At 73.4% G+C, this 21,802-nt stretch carries 20 protein-coding genes and 1 pseudogene; 13 read left to right on the top strand and 8 right to left on the bottom strand.

Going from position 1 to position 21,802, the window contains the following annotated elements:
- Positions 1-12 precede the first annotated feature (12 nt).
- From GQS52_RS08460 to GQS52_RS08445, 4 genes are all read left to right on the top strand, one after another.
- On the top strand, positions 13-858 hold the full coding sequence (locus GQS52_RS08460; protein ID WP_259371068.1) for a carbohydrate ABC transporter permease: 846 nt from the start codon (positions 13-15) through the stop codon (positions 856-858).
- A 7-nt stretch (positions 859-865) separates the two neighbouring features.
- Positions 866-2,449 (top strand): glycoside hydrolase family 3 protein, encoded by a 1,584-nt coding sequence (locus GQS52_RS08455; RefSeq protein WP_182312811.1) that lies wholly within the window; start codon positions 866-868, stop codon positions 2,447-2,449.
- 26 nt (positions 2,450-2,475) lie between these two features.
- Positions 2,476-3,567, top strand: coding sequence for an SIS domain-containing protein (locus GQS52_RS08450; RefSeq protein WP_182316297.1), 1,092 nt, complete (start codon positions 2,476-2,478; stop codon positions 3,565-3,567).
- 547 nt (positions 3,568-4,114) lie between these two features.
- Entirely contained in the window at positions 4,115-5,629 is a 1,515-nt protein-coding gene (locus tag GQS52_RS08445; RefSeq protein WP_182312810.1) for a PAS domain-containing sensor histidine kinase, read from the top strand.
- A gap of 232 nt (positions 5,630-5,861) precedes the next feature.
- On the opposite strand, the gene GQS52_RS08440 is transcribed toward GQS52_RS08445, so the two are convergent.
- Together GQS52_RS08440 and GQS52_RS08435 are read right to left on the bottom strand one after the other, a co-directional pair.
- Positions 5,862-6,119: a WhiB family transcriptional regulator gene (locus GQS52_RS08440; protein ID WP_182312809.1), complete on the bottom strand. Its 258-nt coding sequence runs from the start codon at positions 6,117-6,119 to the stop codon at positions 5,862-5,864.
- 302 nt (positions 6,120-6,421) lie between these two features.
- The gene (locus GQS52_RS08435; RefSeq protein WP_182312808.1) at positions 6,422-7,402 is read right to left on the bottom strand and encodes a diacylglycerol kinase family protein; all 981 of its coding nucleotides are present in this window, start codon (positions 7,400-7,402) and stop codon (positions 6,422-6,424) included.
- A gap of 59 nt (positions 7,403-7,461) precedes the next feature.
- Here GQS52_RS08435 and GQS52_RS08430 point away from each other — a divergent pair, with 59 nt between their 5' ends.
- Positions 7,462-7,992 (top strand): hypothetical protein, encoded by a 531-nt coding sequence (locus GQS52_RS08430; protein ID WP_182312807.1) that lies wholly within the window; start codon positions 7,462-7,464, stop codon positions 7,990-7,992.
- A gap of 19 nt (positions 7,993-8,011) precedes the next feature.
- On the opposite strand, the gene GQS52_RS08425 is transcribed toward GQS52_RS08430, so the two are convergent.
- The 4 genes from GQS52_RS08425 to GQS52_RS08410 all read right to left on the bottom strand — a co-directional run bounded on the left by GQS52_RS08425 (position 8,012) and on the right by GQS52_RS08410 (position 11,099).
- Positions 8,012-8,908 (bottom strand): RNA polymerase sigma factor SigF, encoded by an 897-nt coding sequence (locus tag GQS52_RS08425; RefSeq protein WP_259371067.1) that lies wholly within the window; start codon positions 8,906-8,908, stop codon positions 8,012-8,014.
- Between the two features lie 167 nt (positions 8,909-9,075).
- Positions 9,076-9,489, bottom strand: coding sequence for an anti-sigma regulatory factor (locus tag GQS52_RS08420; protein WP_182312806.1), 414 nt, complete (start codon positions 9,487-9,489; stop codon positions 9,076-9,078).
- A 185-nt stretch (positions 9,490-9,674) separates the two neighbouring features.
- The gene (locus GQS52_RS08415; RefSeq protein ID WP_182312805.1) at positions 9,675-10,166 is read right to left on the bottom strand and encodes a GNAT family N-acetyltransferase; all 492 of its coding nucleotides are present in this window, start codon (positions 10,164-10,166) and stop codon (positions 9,675-9,677) included.
- A gap of 39 nt (positions 10,167-10,205) precedes the next feature.
- The gene (locus GQS52_RS08410) at positions 10,206-11,099 is read right to left on the bottom strand and encodes a pyridoxal-phosphate dependent enzyme (RefSeq protein ID WP_182312804.1); all 894 of its coding nucleotides are present in this window, start codon (positions 11,097-11,099) and stop codon (positions 10,206-10,208) included.
- Between the two features lie 93 nt (positions 11,100-11,192).
- On the opposite strand from GQS52_RS08410, the gene GQS52_RS08405 reads away from it, so the two are divergent.
- Positions 11,193-12,179: a LysR substrate-binding domain-containing protein gene (locus GQS52_RS08405; protein ID WP_182312803.1), complete on the top strand. Its 987-nt coding sequence runs from the start codon at positions 11,193-11,195 to the stop codon at positions 12,177-12,179.
- 82 nt (positions 12,180-12,261) lie between these two features.
- Positions 12,262-13,347, top strand: a complete 1,086-nt coding sequence (locus GQS52_RS08400) for an S-(hydroxymethyl)mycothiol dehydrogenase (RefSeq protein WP_182316295.1) — start codon at positions 12,262-12,264, stop codon at positions 13,345-13,347.
- A 50-nt stretch (positions 13,348-13,397) separates the two neighbouring features.
- On the opposite strand, the pseudogene GQS52_RS08395 reads toward GQS52_RS08400, so the two are convergent.
- Positions 13,398-14,449: pseudogene (locus tag GQS52_RS08395) on the bottom strand (transposase).
- A gap of 147 nt (positions 14,450-14,596) precedes the next feature.
- On the opposite strand from GQS52_RS08395, the gene GQS52_RS08390 reads away from it, so the two are divergent.
- From GQS52_RS08390 to GQS52_RS08365, 6 genes are all read left to right on the top strand, one after another.
- Positions 14,597-15,229, top strand: a complete 633-nt coding sequence (locus tag GQS52_RS08390; protein WP_182312802.1) for an MBL fold metallo-hydrolase — start codon at positions 14,597-14,599, stop codon at positions 15,227-15,229.
- 539 nt (positions 15,230-15,768) lie between these two features.
- Entirely contained in the window at positions 15,769-17,532 is a 1,764-nt protein-coding gene (locus GQS52_RS08385) for an ATP-binding protein (RefSeq protein WP_182312801.1), read from the top strand.
- Between the two features lie 196 nt (positions 17,533-17,728).
- Positions 17,729-18,148, top strand: coding sequence for a roadblock/LC7 domain-containing protein (locus GQS52_RS08380; protein ID WP_182312800.1), 420 nt, complete (start codon positions 17,729-17,731; stop codon positions 18,146-18,148).
- Positions 18,145-18,516 (top strand): DUF742 domain-containing protein, encoded by a 372-nt coding sequence (locus GQS52_RS08375; RefSeq protein WP_182312799.1) that lies wholly within the window; start codon positions 18,145-18,147, stop codon positions 18,514-18,516. The genes GQS52_RS08380 and GQS52_RS08375 overlap by 4 nt, the downstream gene beginning before the upstream one ends.
- Positions 18,497-19,102 (top strand): ATP/GTP-binding protein, encoded by a 606-nt coding sequence (locus tag GQS52_RS08370; protein WP_182312798.1) that lies wholly within the window; start codon positions 18,497-18,499, stop codon positions 19,100-19,102. Before GQS52_RS08375 ends, GQS52_RS08370 begins: the two co-directional genes overlap by 20 nt.
- Before the next feature lie 71 nt (positions 19,103-19,173).
- On the top strand, positions 19,174-20,364 hold the full coding sequence (locus GQS52_RS08365) for a cytochrome P450 (protein WP_182316294.1): 1,191 nt from the start codon (positions 19,174-19,176) through the stop codon (positions 20,362-20,364).
- 74 nt (positions 20,365-20,438) lie between these two features.
- On the opposite strand, the gene GQS52_RS08360 is transcribed toward GQS52_RS08365, so the two are convergent.
- A complete protein-coding gene (locus GQS52_RS08360; RefSeq protein ID WP_182312797.1) occupies positions 20,439-21,659 on the bottom strand; it encodes a cytochrome P450 in 1,221 nt (406 codons plus the stop codon).
- Positions 21,660-21,802 lie beyond the last annotated feature (143 nt).

Genomic DNA, 21,802 nt, shown 5'->3' with positions numbered 1-21,802 from the left:
GGCAGGCGGTCCCTGCCCCCGGCCCGCCGCGGGGGAGCGGACGGGGGGCGCAGGACGGTCCCGAACCTGCTGGCCCTGGTGTTCGCCGTCACGGCGGGATTCCCCCTCTACTGGATGGTCAACACGGCGTTCAAGCCGGCCCGGGACGCCCTCGCCCCGGAGCCGAAGTTCCTGCCCGCCGCCCCCACCCTGGAGAACTTCCGCGACGCCCTGGAGGTCGGCGACTTCTGGGGGTCGGTCGGCCGCAGCGCGACCGTGGCCGGCGCCACCGTCGGCATCGGCCTGGTCGTCGGCCTGCTCGCGGCCGTCGCCGTCTCCCGCTTCGCCTTCCGGGGCCGCAGGGCGGTGATCGTCGCCGTCCTCGCCGTGCAGATGGTCCCCCTGGTCGCCATGATCATCCCGGTCTTCCTGCTGCTCAACGAGATCGGCCAGGTCGACAGGATCACCGGCCTGGTCCTGACCTACCTCACCTTCGTGCTCCCCTTCACGGTCTGGACGCTGCGCGGTTTCATCGTGAACATCCCCAAGGAGCTGGAGGAGGCCGCGATGGTCGACGGCTGCACCCGCACCGGCGCCTTCCTGCGCGTCGTCCTGCCCCTCCTCGCCCCCGGGCTGGTGGCCACCTCGATCTACGCGCTCGTCCAGGCCTGGAACGAGTACCTGTACGCCATGCTGATCATGAGCCAGGACAACCAGACGGCCACGGTCTGGCTCGGCAACTTCGTCACCTCGCGCGGCACCGACTACGCGCCGATGATGGCCGGCTCCACCCTGATGGCCCTCCCGGTGGTCGTCTTCTTCCTGATCGTGCAGCGCAAGGTGGCGGCCGGACTGACCTCCGGCGCCGTGAAGGGATGACGCGCCGATGACCACCACCGCACCCGTCGACACACTCACCCGCGACGCGCTCACCGTCCTGCAGCCCGGCTTCCACGGCACCACCGCCCCGGACTGGCTGCTGCGGCGGATCGGCGAGGGCCTGGGCGCCGTCGCCCTGTTCGCCCGCAACATCGACCGCCCCGAGCAGCTGGCCGCCCTCACCGCGCGGCTGCGCGCCGAACAGCCCGAACTCATCGTCGCCGCCGACGAGGAGGGCGGTGACGTCACCCGGCTGGAGGCCGGCACCGGCTCCTCCTTCCCCGGCAACCTCGCCCTGGGCGCCGTCGACGACCCCCACCTGACCCGCGCCGTGGCCCGCGAGCTCGGCCGCATGCTCGCGGCCTGCGGCGTCACCCTCGACTGGGCCCCCTCGGCCGACGTCAACTCCGACCCGCGCAACCCGGTGATCGGCGTGCGCTCCTTCGGCTCCGACCCGCAACTGGTCGCCCGGCACACCGCCGCCTGGGTCGAGGGACTCCAGGCGGCGGGCGTGGCCGCCTGCGCCAAGCACTTCCCCGGCCACGGCGACACCTCGGTGGACTCCCACCACGCCCTGCCGAGCGTCCTCGCCGACCCGGAGACCCTGCGCTCGCGCGAGCTCGTCCCCTTCGCCGCCGCGGTCGCGGCCGGCGCCAAGGCGGTGATGAGCGCGCACATCCTCGTGCCCGCCCTCGACCCCGGGCGCCCCGCCACCCTCAGCCCCGCCGTCCTGCACGACCTGCTGCGCCGCCCCGTCGCCGAGGGAGGCCTCGGCCACGACGGGCTGATCGTCACCGACGGCATGGAGATGAAGGCGGTCTCCGCCACCTGGGGCATCGAACGAGGAACCGTCCTGGCCCTGGCCGCCGGCGCCGACGCGATCTGCGTCGGAGGGGGCCTGGCCGACGAGGCCACCGTCCTGCGGCTGCGCGACGCGGTGGTGCGGGCGGTACGGACCGGCGAACTGGCCGAGGAGCGGCTGGCCGACGCCGCCGCCCGCGTCCGTGACCTGGGCGCCTGGAGCGCCGCGCAGGCCGCCGCGCAGGCTGCCGCGCACCCCGGGGACGGCGCCGAGGAGGGCGACGGGGAGGGGATCGGCCTGGCCGCCGCCCGGCGGGCCCTGCGGATCACGGCCGCGCGGCCGTTCGAACCGGTCCGGTCCGCCCCCTACGTCCTGGCGCTGACCCCGGTGACCAACATCGCCGTCGGCGACGGCACCCCCTGGGGGGTGGCCGCCGAACTGGACCGCCTCCTGCCCGGCACCGAGGTGCGCCGGGTCGGCGCCGAGGAGGCGGAGCCGGAAGCCCTGCCCGGCCTGATGGCGCAGGTGCTGCCCGCCGCGTCGGGCCGCAGGACCGTGGCCGTGGTGCGCGACCTGCACCGCCACCGGTGGATGGCCCGCACGGTGGCCGCGTTGCTGCGGGAGCGCCCCGACACGATCGTGGTCGAGATGGGGGTGCCCCGGGCCGCGCCCGCGGGCGCCCTGCACATCGCCACCCACGGCGCGGCCCGCGTGTGCGGGCGCGCGGCGGCCGAGGTGATCACCGGCCGCACCGGACAGCCGCACGGCGGCGAAGGAGAACCGCGGTGACCGACCGACGACCCGAGGAGACCGGCATGTCCGCAACCGACCCGCACCGGCAGACCGCCGGCCCGGACCCGCACCGGGCGCGCCCGGGCCGGATCATGGCCGGGGAGATGGCCGAGCAGCCCGCCGTGCTGCACCGCATCCTCACCGAGGGCGCGCCCGCGATCCGCCGCACCGCGGAGGCGATCGCAGCCCGCAGGCCCCGCTTCGTCCTGTTCGCCGCCCGCGGCACCTCCGACAACGCCGCCCTGTACGCGAAGTACCTCGTCGAGGTGGAACTCGGCAGGCCCGCCGGCCTGGCCTCGATGTCCACCACCACCGCGTACGGCGCCGAGCCCGACCTGACCGACTGCCTGTTCGTCGCGGTCAGCCAGTCCGGCGGCTCGCCCGACCTGGTGGCCTCCGCCGAGGCGGCGCGCCGGGCCGGGGCGGTCACCCTCGCGGTGACCAACAACCCGGCCTCGCCGCTGGCCGCGGCCTGCGAGTTCCACGTCGACGTCCTGGCCGGCGAGGAGAAGGCGCTGCCGGCCACCAAGACCTACACCGCCGAGCTGCTCGCCCTCTACCTGCTCGTGCAGGGCCTGCGCGGCAGGGACGGCACCGCGGCCGCCGCGGCGCTCCCGGAACTGGCCGCGCAGGTACTGGACCGCCGGGACGAGGTCCGCGAACTGGCCGGACGCTACCGCTTCGCCCAGCGACTGGTCCTCACCTCGCGCGGCTACGGCTATCCGACCGCCCGCGAGGCGGCGCTGAAGCTGATGGAGACCACCTACATCCCGGCCACCCCGTTCTCCGGCGCGGACCTGCTCCACGGCCCGCTGGCCATGGTGGACAACGTCTCCCCGGTGATCGCGATCGTCCCCGACGGCAGGGGCGGCCGGGCCCTCCGGCCGGTGCTCGACAGGCTGCGCGGGCGCGGGGCGGACCTGGTGGTCCTCGGCCCGCGCGAACAGGTGGAGGCCGCGTCGGCCGGCTTCGTCCTGCCCCCGGGGGTACCCGAGGAGCTCCAGCCGGTGCTGGAGATCCTGCCGCTCCAGCGGCTGGCGTACGAGGTCACCGTGGCCCGCGGCCAGGACCCCGACGCGCCGCGCGCCCTGGCCAAGGTCACCGAGACGCACTGAGGCAGCAGGGCAGGGACGCGGAGGCGGGCGCCGCCGGTGCGGGACACCGGCGGCGCCCGCCTCCGTCGTGCGCGTCGTGGACGGCTGCCGTGTGAGTCGTGTGCGCCGTGTGCGTCATGGCCGACGGAGGCGCGGGTGTGCCGGTGCGCGGGTGTGCCGTGCTCGCGCGGCGCTGCGGGGAGGAGGGGAGCCACGGGCGGGGGAGGTGCCACGGGCGGGGAAGTGCCACGGGCCGCGGCGCCGGCGAGGGACCCTCAGCCCTTCCGGCACCGCAGCCCGGACTGCCGTCGGGGGACGTCGGCGGCGGGGCGTGCGGTCCCCGGGCCCGTCCGGACCGACCATGAGGTCCGCGGGCGCAGTCAGGGCAGAGAGCGTCGCGGGCCTCGTCTCCGCCCCCATGTGCGGTGGGAACGGAAGTCCATGGAGTTGTCCGACCATTGTGGACTGGACCATTTCCGGTTGTCCAGGTCGCGGTACAACCTACAGCCCCCGGGCCCGAGGTGTGAGGGGGCGCGGCTTCCCCGGGTACGCTCCGGGTGTGCCCTCGATGAACGATCTCGTGCACCAGCACACCGATCTGTCCGAATCCGACCTGGAGTGGCTGCACCTGCTCGTCTCGGAGTGGCAGCTGCTCTCGGACCTGTCCTTCGCGGACCTCGTGCTGTGGGTGCCGACCAGCGACGGGACGCGGTACGTCTCGGTGGCCCAGATGCGGCCCAACACCGGGCCCACCTCCTACCAGGACGACATGGTCGGCCACATGGTCCCCCGGGGCCGGCGCCCCATGCTGGACACCGCCCTCGACGAGGGGCGGATCGTCCGGGAGGGCGACCCGGAGTGGCGGGAGGAGGTGCCGGTGCGGGTCGAGTCGATCCCGGTGCGCCGCGAGGGCCGGGTGCTGGGCGTCATCGCCCGCAACACCAACCTGCTGACCGTCCGCACCCCCAGCCGGCTGGAGCTGACGTACCTGCAGAGCGCCTCCGACCTGGCGCAGATGATCGCCGCCGGGGCCTTCCCGTACCCGGCCGAGCAGACCGACATGGACGTCTCCCCGCGGGTCGGCGACGGGCTCATCCGCCTGGACGCCGACGGCGTCGTGCAGTACGCCAGCCCCAACGCGCTCTCCGCCTACCACCGGCTCGGCCTCGCCTCGGACCTGGTGGGCCACCACCTGGGCGACACCACCGCGGAGCTGGCTCCCGCCCGGGGGCCGGTGGACGAGGGGCTGGCCAAGCTCGCCAGCGGCTGGGCGCCCCGGCAGACCGAGGTGGAGGGGGCCGGCGGCGTCATCCAGCTGCGGGCCATCCCGCTCAAGCCGAGGGGCACCCGCATCGGTTCCCTGGTGCTGCTGCGGGACGTCACCGAACTGCGGCGCCGCGAGCGCGAGCTGATGACCAAGGACGCCACCATCCGGGAGATCCACCACCGGGTGAAGAACAACCTCCAGACCGTCGCCGCGCTGCTGCGCCTGCAGGCGCGCCGCATGGACGACGACCGGGCCCGGTCGGCCCTGGAGGAGGCGGTGCGCCGGGTGGGGTCCATCGCGATCGTGCACGAGACCCTGTCGCAGAACCTCGACGAGCGGGTGGAGTTCGACGACATCGCCGACCGGGTGCTGGCGATGGTCGCCGAGCTCTCGCCCGGCGGCCGGGTCGTCGGACGCCGGGTCGGCCACTTCGGGATCCTGACGGCCGAGACCGCCACCCCGCTGTCGATGGTCCTCACCGAGCTGCTGCAGAACGCCCTCGAGCACGGGTTCCGCCCGGGGGAGAGCGGGGCGGTGGAGATAGGAGCGGTGCGCAGCCGGGTGCCGGGCCGCGACATCAGCCCCCGGGACGGGCGCGGGCCGTCCCAGGAGCGGCTGCTGATCACGGTCACCGACGACGGCCGCGGGCTGCCGGAGGAGTTCGACCCGCAGCGGGCCGGCAACCTCGGCCTGCAGATCGTGCGGACCCTGGTGGTGGGGGAGCTGGGCGGCACCTTCGACATGCGCCGTGCGGAGTCCGGCGGCACCCAGGTGCTCCTGGACATCCCGGCGGGGGCCACGAAGCAGAAGCAGTGACCCGGGCGCGGGGACAAGCCCCCGCGGCGGCCCCCTGCGACGTCCCCAGCGGCCCCCGCAATGCGGCCCCCGCAATGCGGAACGCCCCCGGCCTGTGGGGCCGGGGGCGTTCCGTGCGGTGTCGAATGCTGCGCGGCGGGGGACCTGCGCGCTGCGGCTCGGGGCGGGCGGGGCCGCGGCGGCGGCGACGGTCTCCCGTCACCCCCGGGGCCCTGCCCGGAAAGCCTGTGGATCAGGCGGTGGCGTTGCGCGCCCGGTTGCGGGCGGCGCGGCGCTTCATGGCGCGACGCTCGTCCTCGCTGAGGCCACCCCACACACCGGCGTCCTGTCCGGTCTCCAACGCCCACTGCAGGCACTGGTCCATCACCGGGCAACGCCGGCAGACGGCCTTGGCTTCCTCGATCTGCAGCAGTGCAGGACCGGTGTTGCCGATGGGGAAGAAGAGCTCGGGGTCTTCCTCGCGGCAAACAGCGCGGTGGCGCCAGTCCATAACTGCTCCAACTCCTAGTTGCTTGTGAATGTGAACGCTTTCACGAATCCTCCACGAAGAGAGGGGCCGACGCCCGGAAATCCGGGTGTGGTCCCGCTTGATTGAGGAGGATCGGCTCTCTCGGGGCCCTGTCCTGCGGGCCGCTCCGATCGCCAAGAAGAGACTCGCAAACCTGGGTGTTGGATACAACCCCTTCCAGGAAGTTTTTTTGGATTCATTGGTGTCGCTTAGGTCACAGCCATACTTCCATGGGGTGGAGGACAGACTATGCGTTCGAGTGGAAGGACTTTCGGCCCTTCTACTTACACAATCACACGCAGTGCACGGCGTACGCCTGTGAAGTTCACGCTGGTTCGCAGTCCCAGGTGGTCACCGTCCACCTGAAAGGGCAGTGGCACCTGCGATTGCAAGGTGAACTCGCTCAGGTCGTGCAGGGAAAGAGCGTGCCGGCCGTGCGGCCCCCGCTCCGGCGAGGACATCAGCAACTGGGTGCCGTACCGGGCCACCGCAGTGGGGGACAGGCGGGTGAGTCCCAGCAGGTCGAGGCCGGTGTCGAAGGAGGCCCTGGGGGTCGCGTAGATCGGCCGGTTGCCCAGGAACGTCCACGGCGAGGTGTTGCAGACCACCGCCAGCGCCAGGTCGGGAACCACCTCCGCACCCCCCGACCCGCCCGGGCGGTGCACCGATATCGTGCCGTGCCGGCGGTGCTCCTCCCCGGCGAACTGCCGCAGCACCTGGCGCACGTAGAGGGCGTGCGTCGAACGCCTGCCGCGCTCGCGCTGCTGCTCCACGCGCCCCACCACCCCGGCGTCGAACCCCAGGCCCGCACAGAAGGTGAACCAGCGGGCGGGCACCCCTTCGTCCTCGGAGCCGGGGGTCCCCGAGGCCAGGCCCAGGCCGACCGTGCGCTCGCGCCCCTCCCGCAGGGCGTCCAGGAGGACCCCGGTCGCCTCCACCGGGTGGTTCGGCAGGCCCAGGGCGCGGGCGAAGACGTTGGTACTGCCCCCCGGGACCACGGCCAGCCGCGGCAGTCCCTCCGGGTCCGGCCCGTCGTGCAGCAGCCCGTTGGCCACCTCGTTGACGGTGCCGTCGCCGCCGAGCGCGACGACCAGCTCGACGTCCCGGTCCTGCGCCGCCCTGCGGGCCAGCTCCCTGGCGTGCCCCCGGTGCTCGGTCGCGGCCACCTCCAGCTTGAGGTCGCTGGCGAGCGCGTGGATGAGCACGTCGCGGGTCCGCGCACTGGTGGTGGTGGCTGCCGGGTTGACCACAAGGAGGGCACGCATGACAGGAAGGGTAACCACCCGGACGGCCCACCCCGTGGAACCGGGCTACGCTTTCGGACGTGAGCGCTACGCAGAGACAGCAGCCCAGGCCCCGTCCCGCCACGCTGACCGCAGTGGTGCTGCTCGCCGCGGCCGAGGGCGCGGTGCTCGCCGCGTGGGGCGTGTGGATGCTGGTGATGGGGCTGATCGGCCACCCCGACCGCCCCGCCCAGGCCGAGGCCGGCGGACTGACCGCGCTGGCCCTGGCGGTGCTGCCGCTGCTCGCCTGCGCCGGACTGTGGAAGTGCCGCCGCTGGGGCCGGGGCCCGGCCCTGATCGTCCAGCTGATGGCCCTGCCGGTCGCCTGGACCCTGTTCACCGCGGGCGGCGCCATGGCGTCCGGCGGGATCGTGCTCGGCGTCGCCGCCGTGGCCGGCCTCGTACTGCTGATGCACCCGGCGACCACACAGGCGCTGGACGAGTCCGAGGCGGCCAGGGCCTCCGCCGCGTCCGGGGACTCCGGGGCCTCCGGCTCGCGGGGGAGGTCCGGCTCCTCCGGGAAGCCCGGGAAGCCGGGGAGGTCCGGGGACCCCCGCCGCCGCGACCGGTGACCCGGCCGCGGCCGGCCGGCTACTCGTCGACCAGCAGCCTGTCCCGCAGCTGGGCCAGGGTGCGGGCCAGCAGCCGGGAGACGTGCATCTGCGAGATGCCCACCTCCTGGGCGATCTGCGACTGGGTCATGTTGCCGAAGAAGCGCAGCAGCAGGATCTTCTTCTCCCGCGGCGGCAGCTGCTCCAGCAGCGGCTTGAGCGACTCGCGGTACTCCACGCCCTCCAGGGCGTCGTCCTCCGCGCCCAGGGTGTCGGCCACGGCCGGCGACTCGTCGTCGGTGTCCGGCACGTCCAGCGACAGCGTGCTGTAGGCGTTCGCCGACTCCAGGCCCTCGAGCACCTCCTCCTCGGAGATGTGCAGGTGCTCGGCCAGCTCGTGCACGGTCGGCGCGCGGCCGTGGCGCTGGGACAGCTCGCCGGTGGCGTTGGTCAGCGACAGCCGCAGCTCCTGGAGGCGGCGCGGCACCCGCACCGCCCAGCCCTTGTCGCGGAAGTGCCGCTTGATCTCGCCGACCACGGTGGGGGTGGCGTAGGTCGAGAACTCCACGCCCCGGTCCACGTCGAACCGGTCCACCGACTTGATCAGCCCGATGGTGGCGACCTGGGTCAGGTCGTCCAGCGGCTCGCCCCGGTTGCGGAAGCGGCGGGCCAGGTGCTCCACCAGCGGCAGGTGCATGCGCACCAGGCGGTCGCGCACCTCGGCCCGCTCGGGGGAGCCCGGGGGCAGCGAGGCCAGTTCCACGAACAGCTCGCGCGCCCTGGCCCGCTCCGCGGCGGCCCGGTCCGCGCGCCCGTCGTGCCCGGCCCGCACCTCGGGGGCGTGGTGCCCGTCGTCGGCCCCGTGCTCCTCCGCCGGCTCCGCGGGGATCGTGTCGTCCACGGCTTCCACCGGTTCGATCAGCTCCATCGGGTCCACCGGGTCCACCGGGCTCCTGGGCTCCGACGGGCGGGGCCGGGGCCGCGACGCCTCCCCGGCCGCGGGGGGCTGGGCGGGCACGGTGCGGCTCCGCACCACCGGTGCGCTGCCTTCCACGTCACTCACGGCGATCCCCCGTTCCCATACGGTCGCACGGACTCGGCTCCTCAACCCTGCCCCGGACCCGCACCGCGCTTCTTGTGCAGGCTGATGCCGACCGTCTTGTCGTCGTCGACGGTGGACTCCACCTCGCCGGCCAGCGCGGAGAGCACCGTCCAGGCGAAGGTGTCGCGCTCCGGCGCCCGGCCGTCCGTGGTCGGTGCGGAGACGGTGACCCGCAGGGAGTCGCCGACCAGCCGGAACACGCAGGACAGCACGCTGCCCGGCACGGCCTGCTGAAGCAGGATGGCGCACGCCTCGTCGACGGCGATGCGCAGGTCTTCGATCTCGTCGAGGGTGAAGTCCAACCGGGCCGCGAGACCGGCGGTCGCCGTACGCAGCACCGACAGGTAGGCCCCCGCCGCGGGCAGGCGGACTTCGACGAAGTCCTTCGTCCCGGGCTCGCCTTCGAACTGGGACACCCTCACCTCCAAGGTGGCACACGGTGGTTCAGCAGGTTCACGGCGCCTCGCCCGCTGTCGCGGGGCGGTTGCGCACCGCCAGCGACGGTATCGCGATCCGCGCCCCGCTGTCGCCGGGGCGGCCCGCACCCTCCGTCACCGATGGTAGGTCCTCGGACACTCAACGTGGCAGAGGTCCGGTCGTCTCAATTCGGTCGCGGTGCGGGGGCGGCGAGCTCGCGCAGCGGCTCGCCGGAGAGCCGGTAGACCGTCCACTCGTCCATCGGTTCCGCGCCGAGCGACTTGTAGAAGCCGATCGAGGGCTCGTTCCAGTCGAGCACGGACCACTCGAAACGATGGTATCCGCGCTCGGTGCAGATCCGCGCCAGCTCGGTGAGCAGCGCCTTGCCGTGGCCCCCGCCGCGCGCGGCCGGCCGCACGTACAGGTCCTCGAGGTAGATCCCGTGGGTCCCGGTCCAGGTGGAGAAGTTGCGGAACCACAGGGCGAAGCCGACCGGCTCGCCCGTCGTGTCGTCCACCGCCATGTGCGCGAAGGCCGCCGGGTGGTCGCCGAACAGCACCTCCCGCAGCTGTTCCTCGGTGGCCTTCGCCTCGTGGAGGGCCTTCTCGTAGTCGGCGAGCTCGCGGATCATCGTGTGGATGGCGGGGACGTCGTCGGCGGTGGCGGGTCGAATCATGCGCACCAGGCTAGACGAGGCCGCCGACGACCGGTCCGGTCAACCGGTGACCACCGCGGCCAGGGCCGTGCCCCGGGCGAAGCGCCCCTCCTCGGTGAGGGCGAGCAGGCCGGCCAGCATCTTGGCCACGTAGACCCGGTCGGGCACGATCCCGTGCCGGGCGCCGAAGTCGGCGGCGAACGCGTCCAGCTCCGGGGTGCGCCGGGCGTAGCCCCCGAAGTGGAACCGGTCCTCCAGCTCCCAGTCGCCGGTGCGGGCGCCGAACGCCTCCCGCTGCAGGCGCTCGACGTCGCCGGCGAGGAAGGCGCCGCCCTTGAGGACGGCGAAGCCCACGGCCCGCTGCCCGGGGGTGAGCCCGGCCGCCAGCCCGGCCAGCGTCCCGCCCGTGCCGCAGGCCACGGCCACCACGTCCGCCGCGCCCCGCAGCTCCTCGCCCAGCGCGGCGCAGCCGCGGGCGGCCAGGGCGTTGCTGCCGCCCTCCGGGACCAGGTAGAAGCGCCCGAACCGCTCCCGCAGGCCCCCGACCACCTCGGGGGAGGTCTTGCGCCGGTAGGTCGTGCGGTCGAGGTAGGTCAGCCGCATGCCGTCGGCGGCCGCGGCGGCCAGCGACTCGTTCAGCGGCAGGTGCTCCTCGCCGCGGACCACCCCGATCGTGGAGAAGCCGAAGTGCCGGCCCGCCGCCGCGGTGGCCCGCAGGTGGTTGGAGTACGCGCCGCCGAAGGTCAGCAGGGTGTCGTGCCCGGCGTCGGCCGCGGCCTGCAGGTTCAGCCGCAGCTTGCGCCACTTGTTGCCCGGCAGGTCCGGGTGGATCAGGTCGTCGCGCTTGAGCAGCAGGCGCACACCGTGCCGGGACCACCGCTCGTCCTCGATCTCCTGCAGCGGGGACGGCAGGCGGGGGTTCAGGGCGTCGAAGGGGAGGGCTGCGTGCGGCATCCGCCCATTCTCCCGCCCGGCCCCGCCCCGGCCCCGCCCCGAATCCGCCCGATCGGGCGACGACGGGTGAGTCAGCACGTAGGCTGCTGAATCGTGGAACTCAGGCACCTCGAGCACTTCGTCGCCGTTTCCGAGGAGCAGCACTTCACCCGGGCCGCGGAGCGGCTGCACATCGCCCAGTCCGGGCTGTCCGCCTCGGTGCGGTCGCTGGAGCGGGAACTGGGCGCGGACCTGTTCACCCGCACCACCCGCCAGGTGCGGCTGACCGAGGCCGGCCGGGCGCTGCTGGTCGAGGCCCGGCGGACTCTGGCCTCGGCCGCCGCGGCGCGGGAGGCGGTGGCCGCCGTGCGCGGGCTGCTGCGCGGCACCCTGGCGGTCGGCACCGAGCAGTGCATGGGCACCGTGGACGCGGTCTCGCTGCTCGCGGAGTTCCGCACCCGGCACCCCGGGGTCGAGGTGCACATGGTGCAGGCGGGCTCGGCCCGGCTGCTGGAGGAGGTGCGCCGAGGCGTCCTGGACCTGGCGTTCGTGGTCTACGACGGGACGCCGGAGGGGGTGCGGCTGCACCCGGTGGCCGGGGAGCCGATGATGCTCCTGTGCAGGCCCGACCACCCGCTGGCGGCGAGAGCAGGGACGGGCGCGACGGCGGCAGCGGTCGGCGGAACGGGCCGGGCGGACGGGACGGGCCGGGCGGACGGGACGGGGGCGGCACGGGCAGGGTCGACGGCCGGCCCCGCGCCGCTGCCGCTCGACCTGCTGGCCGACGAGGCCTTCGTCGACCTGCACCCCGACTGGGGCGCGCGGCAGGCCGCCGACTCGGCCTTCGCCGCGGCCGGTGTGTCGCGCAAGGTCGCCATGCAGGTCAACGACGTCTACACCCTCCTCGACCTGGTCTCGCGCGGCCTGGGGGCCGCGGTGGTGCCCCGCCCGGTCACGCTGAAGGAGCAGGCGCGGGGGCTGTGCGCGCTGCCGCTGGCGGACGGCACCGTGTGGAAGGTCGGCGTGGTCGAACCCGCGGGCGGACGGCGGGGAGCGGCGGCCCGGGCCCTGCTGGCGTCGATTGATCACTCCGACTGCTGAATCCGATCGCGTTCCGGTGTTGGACGCCCGCTCTCCGGCGCAGCACAGTGGAATCCACGTGATCGAGTGGAAAGGCTGCCTCATGGCGCAGGAAGTGCGCGGCGTCGTCGCGCGGGGCAAGGGCGAACCGGTGCGGGTGGAGACGATCGTCGTCCCCGACCCCGGGCCGGGCGAGGCCGTGGTGAAGATCCAGGCGTGCGGGGTGTGCCACACCGACCTGCACTACCGGGAGGGCGGGATCACCGACGACTTCCCGTTCCTGCTCGGCCACGAGGCGGCCGGAGTGGTGGAGTCGGTCGGCGAGGGGGTGACCGAGGTGGCACCCGGCGACTTCGTGATCCTCAACTGGCGCGCGGTGTGCGGGCAGTGCCGCGCCTGCCGGCGCGGCCGTCCCTGGTACTGCTTCGACACCCACAACGCCGCGCAGCGGATGACGCTCGCGGACGGGACCGGGCTGACCGCCGCGCTGGGCATCGGCGCCTTCGCGGACAAGACCCTGGTCCACGCCGGGCAGTGCACCAAGGTCGACCCGGCCGCCTCCCCGGCCGTCGCGGGACTGCTGGGCTGCGGGGTGATGGCCGGGCTCGGGGCCGCGCTCAACACCGGGAACGTGCAGCGCGGCGACACGGTGGCCGTCATCGGCTGCGGCGGCGTCGGCGGGGCGGCGGTGATGGGCGCCAACCTGGCCGGGGCCTCGCGGGTCATCGCCGTCGACGTCGACGGGCGCAAGCTGGAGACCGCCCGGAAGCTGGGCGCCACCCACACCGTCGACTCCCGCTCCGCCGACCCCGTCGAGGCGGTCCGCGAGCTGACCGGCGGCTTCGGCGCGGACGTCGTCATCGACGCGGTCGGCGTCCCCGAGACGTACCGGCAGGCGTTCTACGCCCGCGACCTGGCGGGCACGGTGGTCCTGGTTGGCGTGCCCACGCCGGAGATGAAGCTGGAGCTGCCGCTGCTGGACGTCTTCGGCCGGGGCGGCGCGCTGAAGTCCTCCTGGTACGGCGACTGCCTGCCCTCCCGGGACTTCCCCATGCTGATCGACCTGTACCTGCAGGGCCGGCTCGACCTGGACGCCTTCGTGACGGAGACGATCGGGCTGGACGCGGTGGAGGAGGCGTTCGACCGCATGCACGCCGGCGACGTGCTCCGCTCGGTGGTGGTCCTTTGACTCCTCCTCCTCGTGACCGAGGTGGATTTCTGGCTCACTCCGCCCGGCACCTAGCAGGTGGCAGGTCTTACGAGATCAGCGCCGGCCGGGGCGAGACCGGCCCGGACGAGCATCACGCGGGCGGAGTTCTTGTCCCTGGGGGAGACGGCTCCGCACGCGGTGCACGGGTACGTTCGCTCGGACAGCGGGAGTGCGTGCTTGGTTCTCGCTCCGCACCGGGCGCAGTCCATGGTGGTGTGCGCGGGATGCACCAGACGGATGTCCTGGCCGTGCTTGCGGCCCATCTCCACCAGCGCCGCCTTCGTCGCGCCGATCGCGGCGTCGGCCGCCTTCCGGGCCATCGTGGTCCTGGCGAGGAACTTCGGGCGGAAGTCCTCCACCGCGACCGCGTCATGGTCCCGGACGACGGTCTTGGCCCACTTGCGGGCGGTGTCCTGGCGCTGCCGTGCCACCTTCTTGTGCAGTTTCGCGGTCCGGCGCCGTGCCTCCCGGTATCCGGCGGAGGCGGCCTGCCCGCGCGCCGGGCGGCGCCGGGCCATCATCCGCTGATAGCGGGCCAGCCGCTGCGCCGCGGCCATGCCGTGCCCGGGGTGCGGCAGGTCGTGCGCGTCGGAGGTGGTGGTGGCGATCTCCCGCACGCCCCAGTCGACGCCGATCACCCGGCCGGTGGCGGGCAGCGGCTGCACCGCGGCAGCCACGACGAACGAGGCGTACCAGTGGCCCAGACCGTCCCGGTAGATGCGCACGCTCGTCGGGTCGGCGGGCAGCTCCCGGGACCACACCACGGTCAGCACAATGCCGCCCGCGAGGTGCAGCCGGCCGTCCTTGAGCCGGAAGCCCCGGACGGTGTAGTTCAAGGTGGGGTCGGCGTCGCGCTTCTTCCTGTGCCGCGGCAGCCCGGCCCTGCGCCGCACGCGGCCTTCTCGCCGGAGGCCCGGTTCAGGGCGTGGATCCTGCGGGAGACGGCCACGCACTCGTTCCACACCCACCGGCACCGCGCCCACTCCGCCTCCAACCGGGCGCACGCGGTCGACGACACCCGCAACCGGTACGTGTACCGGGCACACCTCGCCACTTCACCGGCCACCGCTGCTGTTGTCATCACCGCCAGAAATCTATCCACTCCCACTGACACCGGAAGAAAGACCAGGTTGGAACAGATGCGCACAGAAATCCGCCGCTTCGCGGCTTCGCAGCAAGGCCTCATTCCTCCCCGGCCTGAAGGCCGAAGCCTCCTGGAGGAAGTCCTGTGACGGCCGCCCGCGTCGAGCACCTCGTCACCTCCGGCACGTTCTCCCTCGACGGCGGCACGTGGGACGTCGACAACAACGTGTGGATCGTCGGCGACGACACCGAGGTGCTCGTGGTCGACGCCGCCCACGACGCCGATGCGATCGCCGGGGCGGTCGGCGGGCGCCGGGTGGTCGCGATCGTGTGCACCCACGCCCACGACGACCACGTCGACGCCGCCCCGGCCCTGGCGGACCGCACCGGTGCGCCGGTCCTGCTGCACCCGGACGACCTGCCGCTGTGGAGGATGACCCACCCCGAGCGCTCCCCGGACGGGGAACTGGCCGACGGGCAGGTCCTGACCGTGGCGGGCACGGAGCTGACCGTCCTGCACACCCCCGGCCACGCCCCGGGCGCGGTCTGCCTGTACGCGCCGGACCTGGGCACCGTCTTCACGGGGGACACCCTGTTCAAGGGCGGGCCGGGCGCCACCGGGCGTTCCTTCTCGGACTTCCCGACGATCGTCGCCTCCGTCCGGGACCGGCTCCTGACCCTCCCGGCGGGCACCGTGGTGCGCACCGGCCACGGGGACCCGACGACCGTCGGGGACGAGGCGCCCCACCTGGACGAGTGGATCGCCCGGGGCCACTGACCCCGCGCCGCGGACCGGCCCGTGCCCGTGTTCCTGGACCGGAAGGCACTCCGGTCGCCTTCGGCAACCAACTACTTTATTTTTGAAGAGAGTTGGGTTCCGGTCGAGGATTTGCTCACAGGTTCGCGCCCGAAAAACCGCCCCGATGCCGGGCGAAGGCGGCATCCCGGCGCGGAGCGCGTTCCCGCGGGGTGAAAACTTCTCGCTCGTTGAGTTAATTTGACGCCCGCCCAATAAGAGCGGGTGTCAGTCCGGTACTAAGATCTTCATCGCAGGGCGGCTCGTATCCGTGCCCGCACGGAGCCCAGGGCGGAGAAACCGCAGGTGGAACGAGGTCTCGGCAGGACAGTGGGAAGAGCCCGGGCGGCGGAGCCCCCGGCGCCGCGCCCGCCGCTGCCCCCTCACCCCGCGCCTCGACCGGCCGGACGAACCGTCCGCCCCCACGGCTCGAAGCCTGCGTGATCCGCCCGGCCGAGCAGTGCCCCGGCCCACGACGATCCCGCTCCCCGCGCCACCGACCGTCCACGAGGACCTGATTGATGTCAGCACACATACCCACCCGCCAACAGGTGCGCAGGCCGTCCGAGGGGCGGGCCCTGCTCGTTCTGCTGGTCACGGGGGTGGTCACCGCCGGGGCGTGTCTGTGGCTGACGGCCGCGGCACCCACCGGGAGCCGCACGTTCGTGGCCTGGTCCACGGGGGTGGCGGCGGCCCTGGTGAGCATCGCCGCGGCGGTCGCCGCCCGGGGCGCGCAGGCCGCCGAGCAGCTGCGCCACCGGATCCGGACGGCCGAGGCCGAGGCCGACCGCCGCGCCGCCGACGCGGCCCGCCACTACCGCGAGCAGATGGCCGCGATGGACGCGGAGGCCAACCGCCGCGCCTCCGAGACCGCCCGCCACTACCGCGAGCAGATGGCGGCCGTGGAGGCCGAGGCGTCCCGCCGCATCGAGGAGACGCAGGCCGAGGCCGCCCGCCGCATCGAGGAGAGCGCCCGGCTGGCCGAGGAGACCAACCGCCTGGCCGAGGAGACGCTGCCCGCCCTGGTGAAGCAGCTGCGCGACGGCGCCTCCGCCGACACCGCCCTCGCCAGGACCGCCCGCCCCGCCCTCCCCGCGCACCGGCGCATCCTGCAGATCCTGGCCCGGGAGGTCGGCCGCAGCGAGCGCATGCGCGCCTCCGCGATGTCCGCCTGCGCCAACGCCGCCGGCCGCGTCCAGGCCCTGGCCACCAGCATGCTCGCCGACCTGCGCGAGATGCAGGGGCGCCACGGCGAGGAGGTCCTCGGCGACCTGCTGAAGCTGGACCACAGCACCGCCCAGGCCGGGCGGCTGGCGGACAGCATCGCCGTGCTCACCGGCGCCCGCTCCGGCCGTCGCTGGACCAAGCCGATCGTCATGGAGAGCGTCCTGCGCGGCGCCGTCGGCCGCATCAGCTCCTACCAGCGGGTGCGGCTGCACTCGACCAGCACCGCCGCTGTCGCCGGGTACGCGGCCGAGGGCGTCATGCACGCCCTCGCCGAGCTGATGGACAACGCCACCAGCTTCTCGCCTCCCACGGAGGAGGTGCAGGTGTACGTGGAGGAGGTCCACGCGGGCGTCGTCGTCACCATCGAGGACGGCGGTCTCGTGATGAGCCCCGCGGCCCTGCGCCGCGCCGAGGAGGCCGTCTCCGCCAGGGAACTGGACCTGACGACCCTGTCCGGCACCCGGCTCGGCCTGGCCGTGGTGGGCTGCCTGGCCCGCAAGCACGGACTGACCGTGTCCTTCAGGCCCTCCTCCCGCGGCGGCACCGGAGTCGTGGTCATGATTCCCCGGCAGCTGATCACCGAGACCAGGCAGGACTCCATGCACTCCGCCCCGCGCCCGGTGAGCCCGTCCTCCCGGCCCGCCGCCCCGGCCCCGCTGCCCGAGGCGCCCGCCGCCCCGGCCGCGCCGGCCGCGCCGACGGGTTACGAGGCCCCGGCCGCGCCGGCCGCCCCCGCCGCGCCGACGGGGCACACCGCGCCCGCCGCCCCGGCAGGTCCCGCCGCCGCCCCGGGCGCGGAGGTGTACGGACTGCCGAAGCGGCGCCGTGGCGAGACGCTCGCCCAGGCGTCCCGGCAGGCCCCCGCCGCCGACCCGGAGGAGAAGCCGGCCCGCCCCCGCCCCGACGCGTCCCGGCTCGGCGCCTTCCACCAGGCCGGCCGCCACAGGGCCGCGGCCACCGGAACCGGCAGCGACACCGCCGGCGACGGCGACACCGGAAGCGGCGCCGGCACCGGAAGCGGCACCGGCACGAACCCCTTCGAGGACGGGACCTCCTGACCCGTGGCGCCCCCTCCCAGGAGGGGGCGCCACGGCCACCCGCCCCACCCCAGCACGAAGCCGTACGGGCCGCCCGCGTCGGCCCGGCGGAGGATCCGCTCCGGCCGCTTCCCCCGCCCGGAACGGACAGGACAACAGAATGGAGGCAGGGGCCCACCGTCCGGCACCGACCCCGGACCTTTGCCCCGGAACCCCGATGAACATCACCGACCACAACCTCGACTGGTTGTTGGAGAACCTCCTGGCCAGGACGCCGGGCACCCGGCACGCCCTGGTGCTGTCCAAGGACGGCCTCAAGCTGTGCCGGTCCAACGGGCTGAGCGTCGACCAGGCCGACCAGCTGGCCGCCATCGCCTCGGGCATCCAGAGCCTGTCGCACGGCGCGTCCATGGAGTTCGGCGACGGCAGCGGCGGCGTGCGGCAGTCCATGACCGAGTTCCACGGCGGAATCCTGTTCATCGTGGAGGCCGGCGAGGGGGCCCACCTCGCGGTCGTCGCGGACGACGAGGCCGACGTCGGCATCATCGGCCACAACATGAACGAGATGGTCGAGCAGATCGGCGAGTACCTGAGCGCCCCGCCGCGACGGCCCGGCGAAAGCGGCTGGACAGCATGATCAGAAGGCCGCTCCACTCCGAGGACCCCGACCGGCTCTACATCGTCACCGGCGGCCGCAGCCGCGCCGACGAGAGCAGGCTGGACCTGGTCACGCTGATCGTCAGCGAGTGCGAACCCGCGCCCGGCATGCAGTCCGAGCACGTCAGGATCCTGGAGATGTGCCGGCGGCCCACCGCGGTCGTCGAGGTCTCCGCGAACCTGGGCATGCCGGTCAGCGTCGTCAAGATCCTCCTGGGCGACCTGCTCGACACGGGGAAGGTCACGGCCCGCCACCCGCAGCACACCGGCACCGGCCGGCCCGGGGCAGCCAGGCTGCCCCGTCCCGAAATCCTGAAGGAGGTGCTCCTTGGACTCCAGAGGCTCTGAGCCGTCCACCGTCACCCCGCTGAGGGAGACCGCCACCGAAGGCCTGAAGATCGTCATCGTCGGCGGGTTCGGCGTGGGCAAGACGACGATGGTCCGGTCCGTCAGCGAGATCCGTCCGCTGAACACCGAGGAGACCATGACCCAGGCGGGCGTCGGCATAGACGACGCCCAGGCCGTGCAGGACAAGACCACCACCACGGTGGCCTTCGACTTCGGCCGCATCAGCCTCAACGAGCAGATGGTGCTCTACCTGTTCGGCGCCCCGGGCCAGGAGCGGTTCTGGTTCCTGTGGGACCGGCTGTTCTCCGGCACCCTGGGCGCCGTCGTGCTGGTCGACACCCGCCGCCTGGCCGACTCCTGGTACGCCATCGACCGCCTGGAGCACCACGGGACGCCGTTCATCGTCGCCCGCAACAACTTCGGCGACGACGCGTACACCCTCGAGCAGGTGCGCGAGGCGCTCTCCCTCCCGCCCGAGGTCCCGCTGATCGACTGCGACGCACGGCAGCGCGAGTCCAGCAAGGCCGTGCTGATCGCCCTCGTCAACCACCTCTACGCACTGTCCTCGCAGGAGGCGGCATCGTGACCAGTCAGCCCCACACCCCCGGCACACCGCCGCCGGGCTGCCCCGCCCACCCCGGCGCGGTGCCCGTGTACATGCCGCGGTTCCAGCGCGACCCCTCCCAGATGTACCGGGACATGCGGCGCGAGCACGGCACGGTGGCCCCGATCCTGCTCGACGGGGACATCCCCGCCTGGCTGGTCCTCGGTTACCGCGAGGTGCACTACGTCACCGCCAACTCCGACCTGTTCGCCCGGGACTCGCGCCGCTGGAACGCCTGGGAGCACATCCCCGCCGACTGGCCGCTGATGCCCTACGTCGGCTACCAGCCGTCGCTGATGTTCGCGGAGGGCGCCGAGCACCAGCGGCGGGCCGGGGCCATCAGCGAGTTCCTCGCCGGCGTCGACCAGCTCGAGCTGCACAAGTACAGCGAGAAGGTCGCCGACGAGCTGATCGACGCCTTCGTCGGCCGCGGCGAGGCCGAACTGATGGCCGAGTACGCCACCCAGGTCCCGATCCGCGTCATGGCCATGCTCTTCGGCTTCGACGAGGACGAGATCCCCCACCTGGTGCGGGACGTGGCCGCCTCGCTGGAGGACGTCGAGCCCATGGCGGCGTACCAGCGCGTCGTCGAGCGGATGGCCGCCCTGCTGCAGCGCAGCCGCGCCAACCCCGGCCACGACCTGCCCTCGCACCTGCTCGCCCACCCGGCGGGCCTGACCGACGACGAGATCACCAAGGACCTCCTGGTGGTGCTCGCCGCGGCCCACCAGCCCACCGCCAACTGGATCGGCAACACGCTGCGGCTGATGCTGACCGACCCCCGGTTCGCCGTCACCCTCTCGGGCGGGCGGCGCAGCGTCGGCCAGGCGCTCAACGAGGTGCTGTGGGAGGACACCCCGACCCAGAACTTCATCGGCCGCTGGGCGACCCGCAACACCCAGCTGGGCGGGCAGCGGATCCAGGCGGGCGACCTGCTGGTGCTCAGCTTCGCCGCCGCCAACACCGACCCGCAGGTGCGCCCCGACTTCAGCGAGGGCTCCCGCGGCAACCAGGCCCACATGTCCTTCAGCCACGGCGAGCACAGCTGCCTGTACCCGGGGCCGGAGATCGCCGAGATCATCGCCAGGGCGACGGTCGAGGTGCTCCTGGACCGCCTCCCCGACGTGGCCCTGGCGGTGGAGCCCGAGGAGGTCCGCTGGCAGGCGTCGCTGTGGATGCGCGGCCCGGTGTCCGTCCCGGTCGAGTTCAGCCCGGCGTACGTGGCCGGAGACGCGGGCTTCTAGGCGGCCTCCGGGCGGGGGAGTCCCGGCGCGGCCCTGCGGAGGGGGGCCGCACCGGGACGCTCACGCGGCCGCGGTCACGCGGTGTGCGGGGTGAACTCGACCGGCAGGGCGTCCAGTCCGCGGGTGAACACGCCGCCCTCGGTGGGGGTGAAGCCCTCCTTGAGCCGCATGTCGGGGAAGGCGTCCAGCAGCTGGCCCACGCCGACCTCGATCTCGGTCTTGGAGAGCAGCGCGCCGACGCAGAAGTGCCGCCCGAGGGCGAACGCCAGGTGGTCCGCGGCGGCGGTGAAGGCGTTCTTCGCCGCCAGGTCCTCGCGGAGGATGTTGAACGAGTCGGGGTCGGCGAAGCGGTTCTCGTCGCGGTTGGCGGCCCCGATCAGGCAGGTGACGGTGGAGCCGGCGGGGATCGTGCCGCCGCTGAGGGTGACGTCCTCGGCCGGCTGCCGCATGATCATGTGCACCGGCGGCGCGTACCGCAGCGTCTCGGCGAACGCCCGGGGGATCAGGCTGCGGTCCTCGCGCACCGCGGCGAGCTGCTCGGGGTGGGCGAGCAGGAGGCGGAACATGCTGGCGATGGCCTTGTCGGTGGTCTCGCCGCCGGCGGTCAGCAGCAGGCTGCAGAACGCCTTGATGTCCTCGTCGCTCATCCGCGTGCCGTCGATCTCGGCCTCGCACAGCACCGACAGCAGGTCGTCGCCGGGGTCTGCGCGGCGCTCGCGGATGATCGGCAGCATGTACGCCGCGAACTCGTCGCGGGTGCGCAGGCCGTCCTCGATGATCTGCTGGTCCTGGGTGAGGTTGCCCAGGAACTTGATGATCGCCGTGTACCAGCGGTGGAACTTCGGGTGGTCCGCCTTGTCCAGGCCCAGCATGTCGGCGATGACGTTCACCGGGAAGCGGGTGGCGTAGTCCGCGACCAGGTCGGCGCTGCCGGCGCCGCGGAAGGCGTCGATGAGCTCGCGCGAGTTGCGCTCGATCACCGGCAGGAACTTCTCCTCCAGCATGCTGCCGCGGAAGGCCGGGGCGACCAGTGCCCGGCGCACCGAGTGTTCCCGGCCGCTCATCTGCAGGATGGTGCGCCCGTGCACCGGCTCCAGCTGCCAGTCGTAGTTCTCGGTGGTGAACACCTGGTCCTTGAAGGCGCGTTCGACGTCCTCGTAACGCGAGATGATGTAGCTCTTGGTCGGCTCGTGCCACAGGAGCGGGAAGTCCTTGCGCAGGGTGCGGTACGCGGAGTAGGGGTCGGCCTCGAACTCCGGGGACACGATGTCGGGCGCTTGCGCTGTAGCGGTCATGACGCTCCTTCAGCGATATGTGGACGCTGTGTGAAGGCTATGACTGCCACACCGTCAGGTCTAGGTGTATCGATCATCAAAAAGCGCGTATATGCAGGTGAACGCCCCTTCCGTGCAAGGTCTTTTACCTCACGGCCGCCGCC

This window comes from Streptomyces sp. SCUT-3 (genome assembly GCF_014083985.1).
GTDB classification, from domain to species: Bacteria; Actinomycetota; Actinomycetes; order Streptomycetales; family Streptomycetaceae; genus Streptomyces_H; species Streptomyces_H thermolineatus.
The sequence above is the reverse complement of the archived record's forward strand: the minus strand, read 5'-3'. Positions and strand labels throughout refer to the sequence as shown.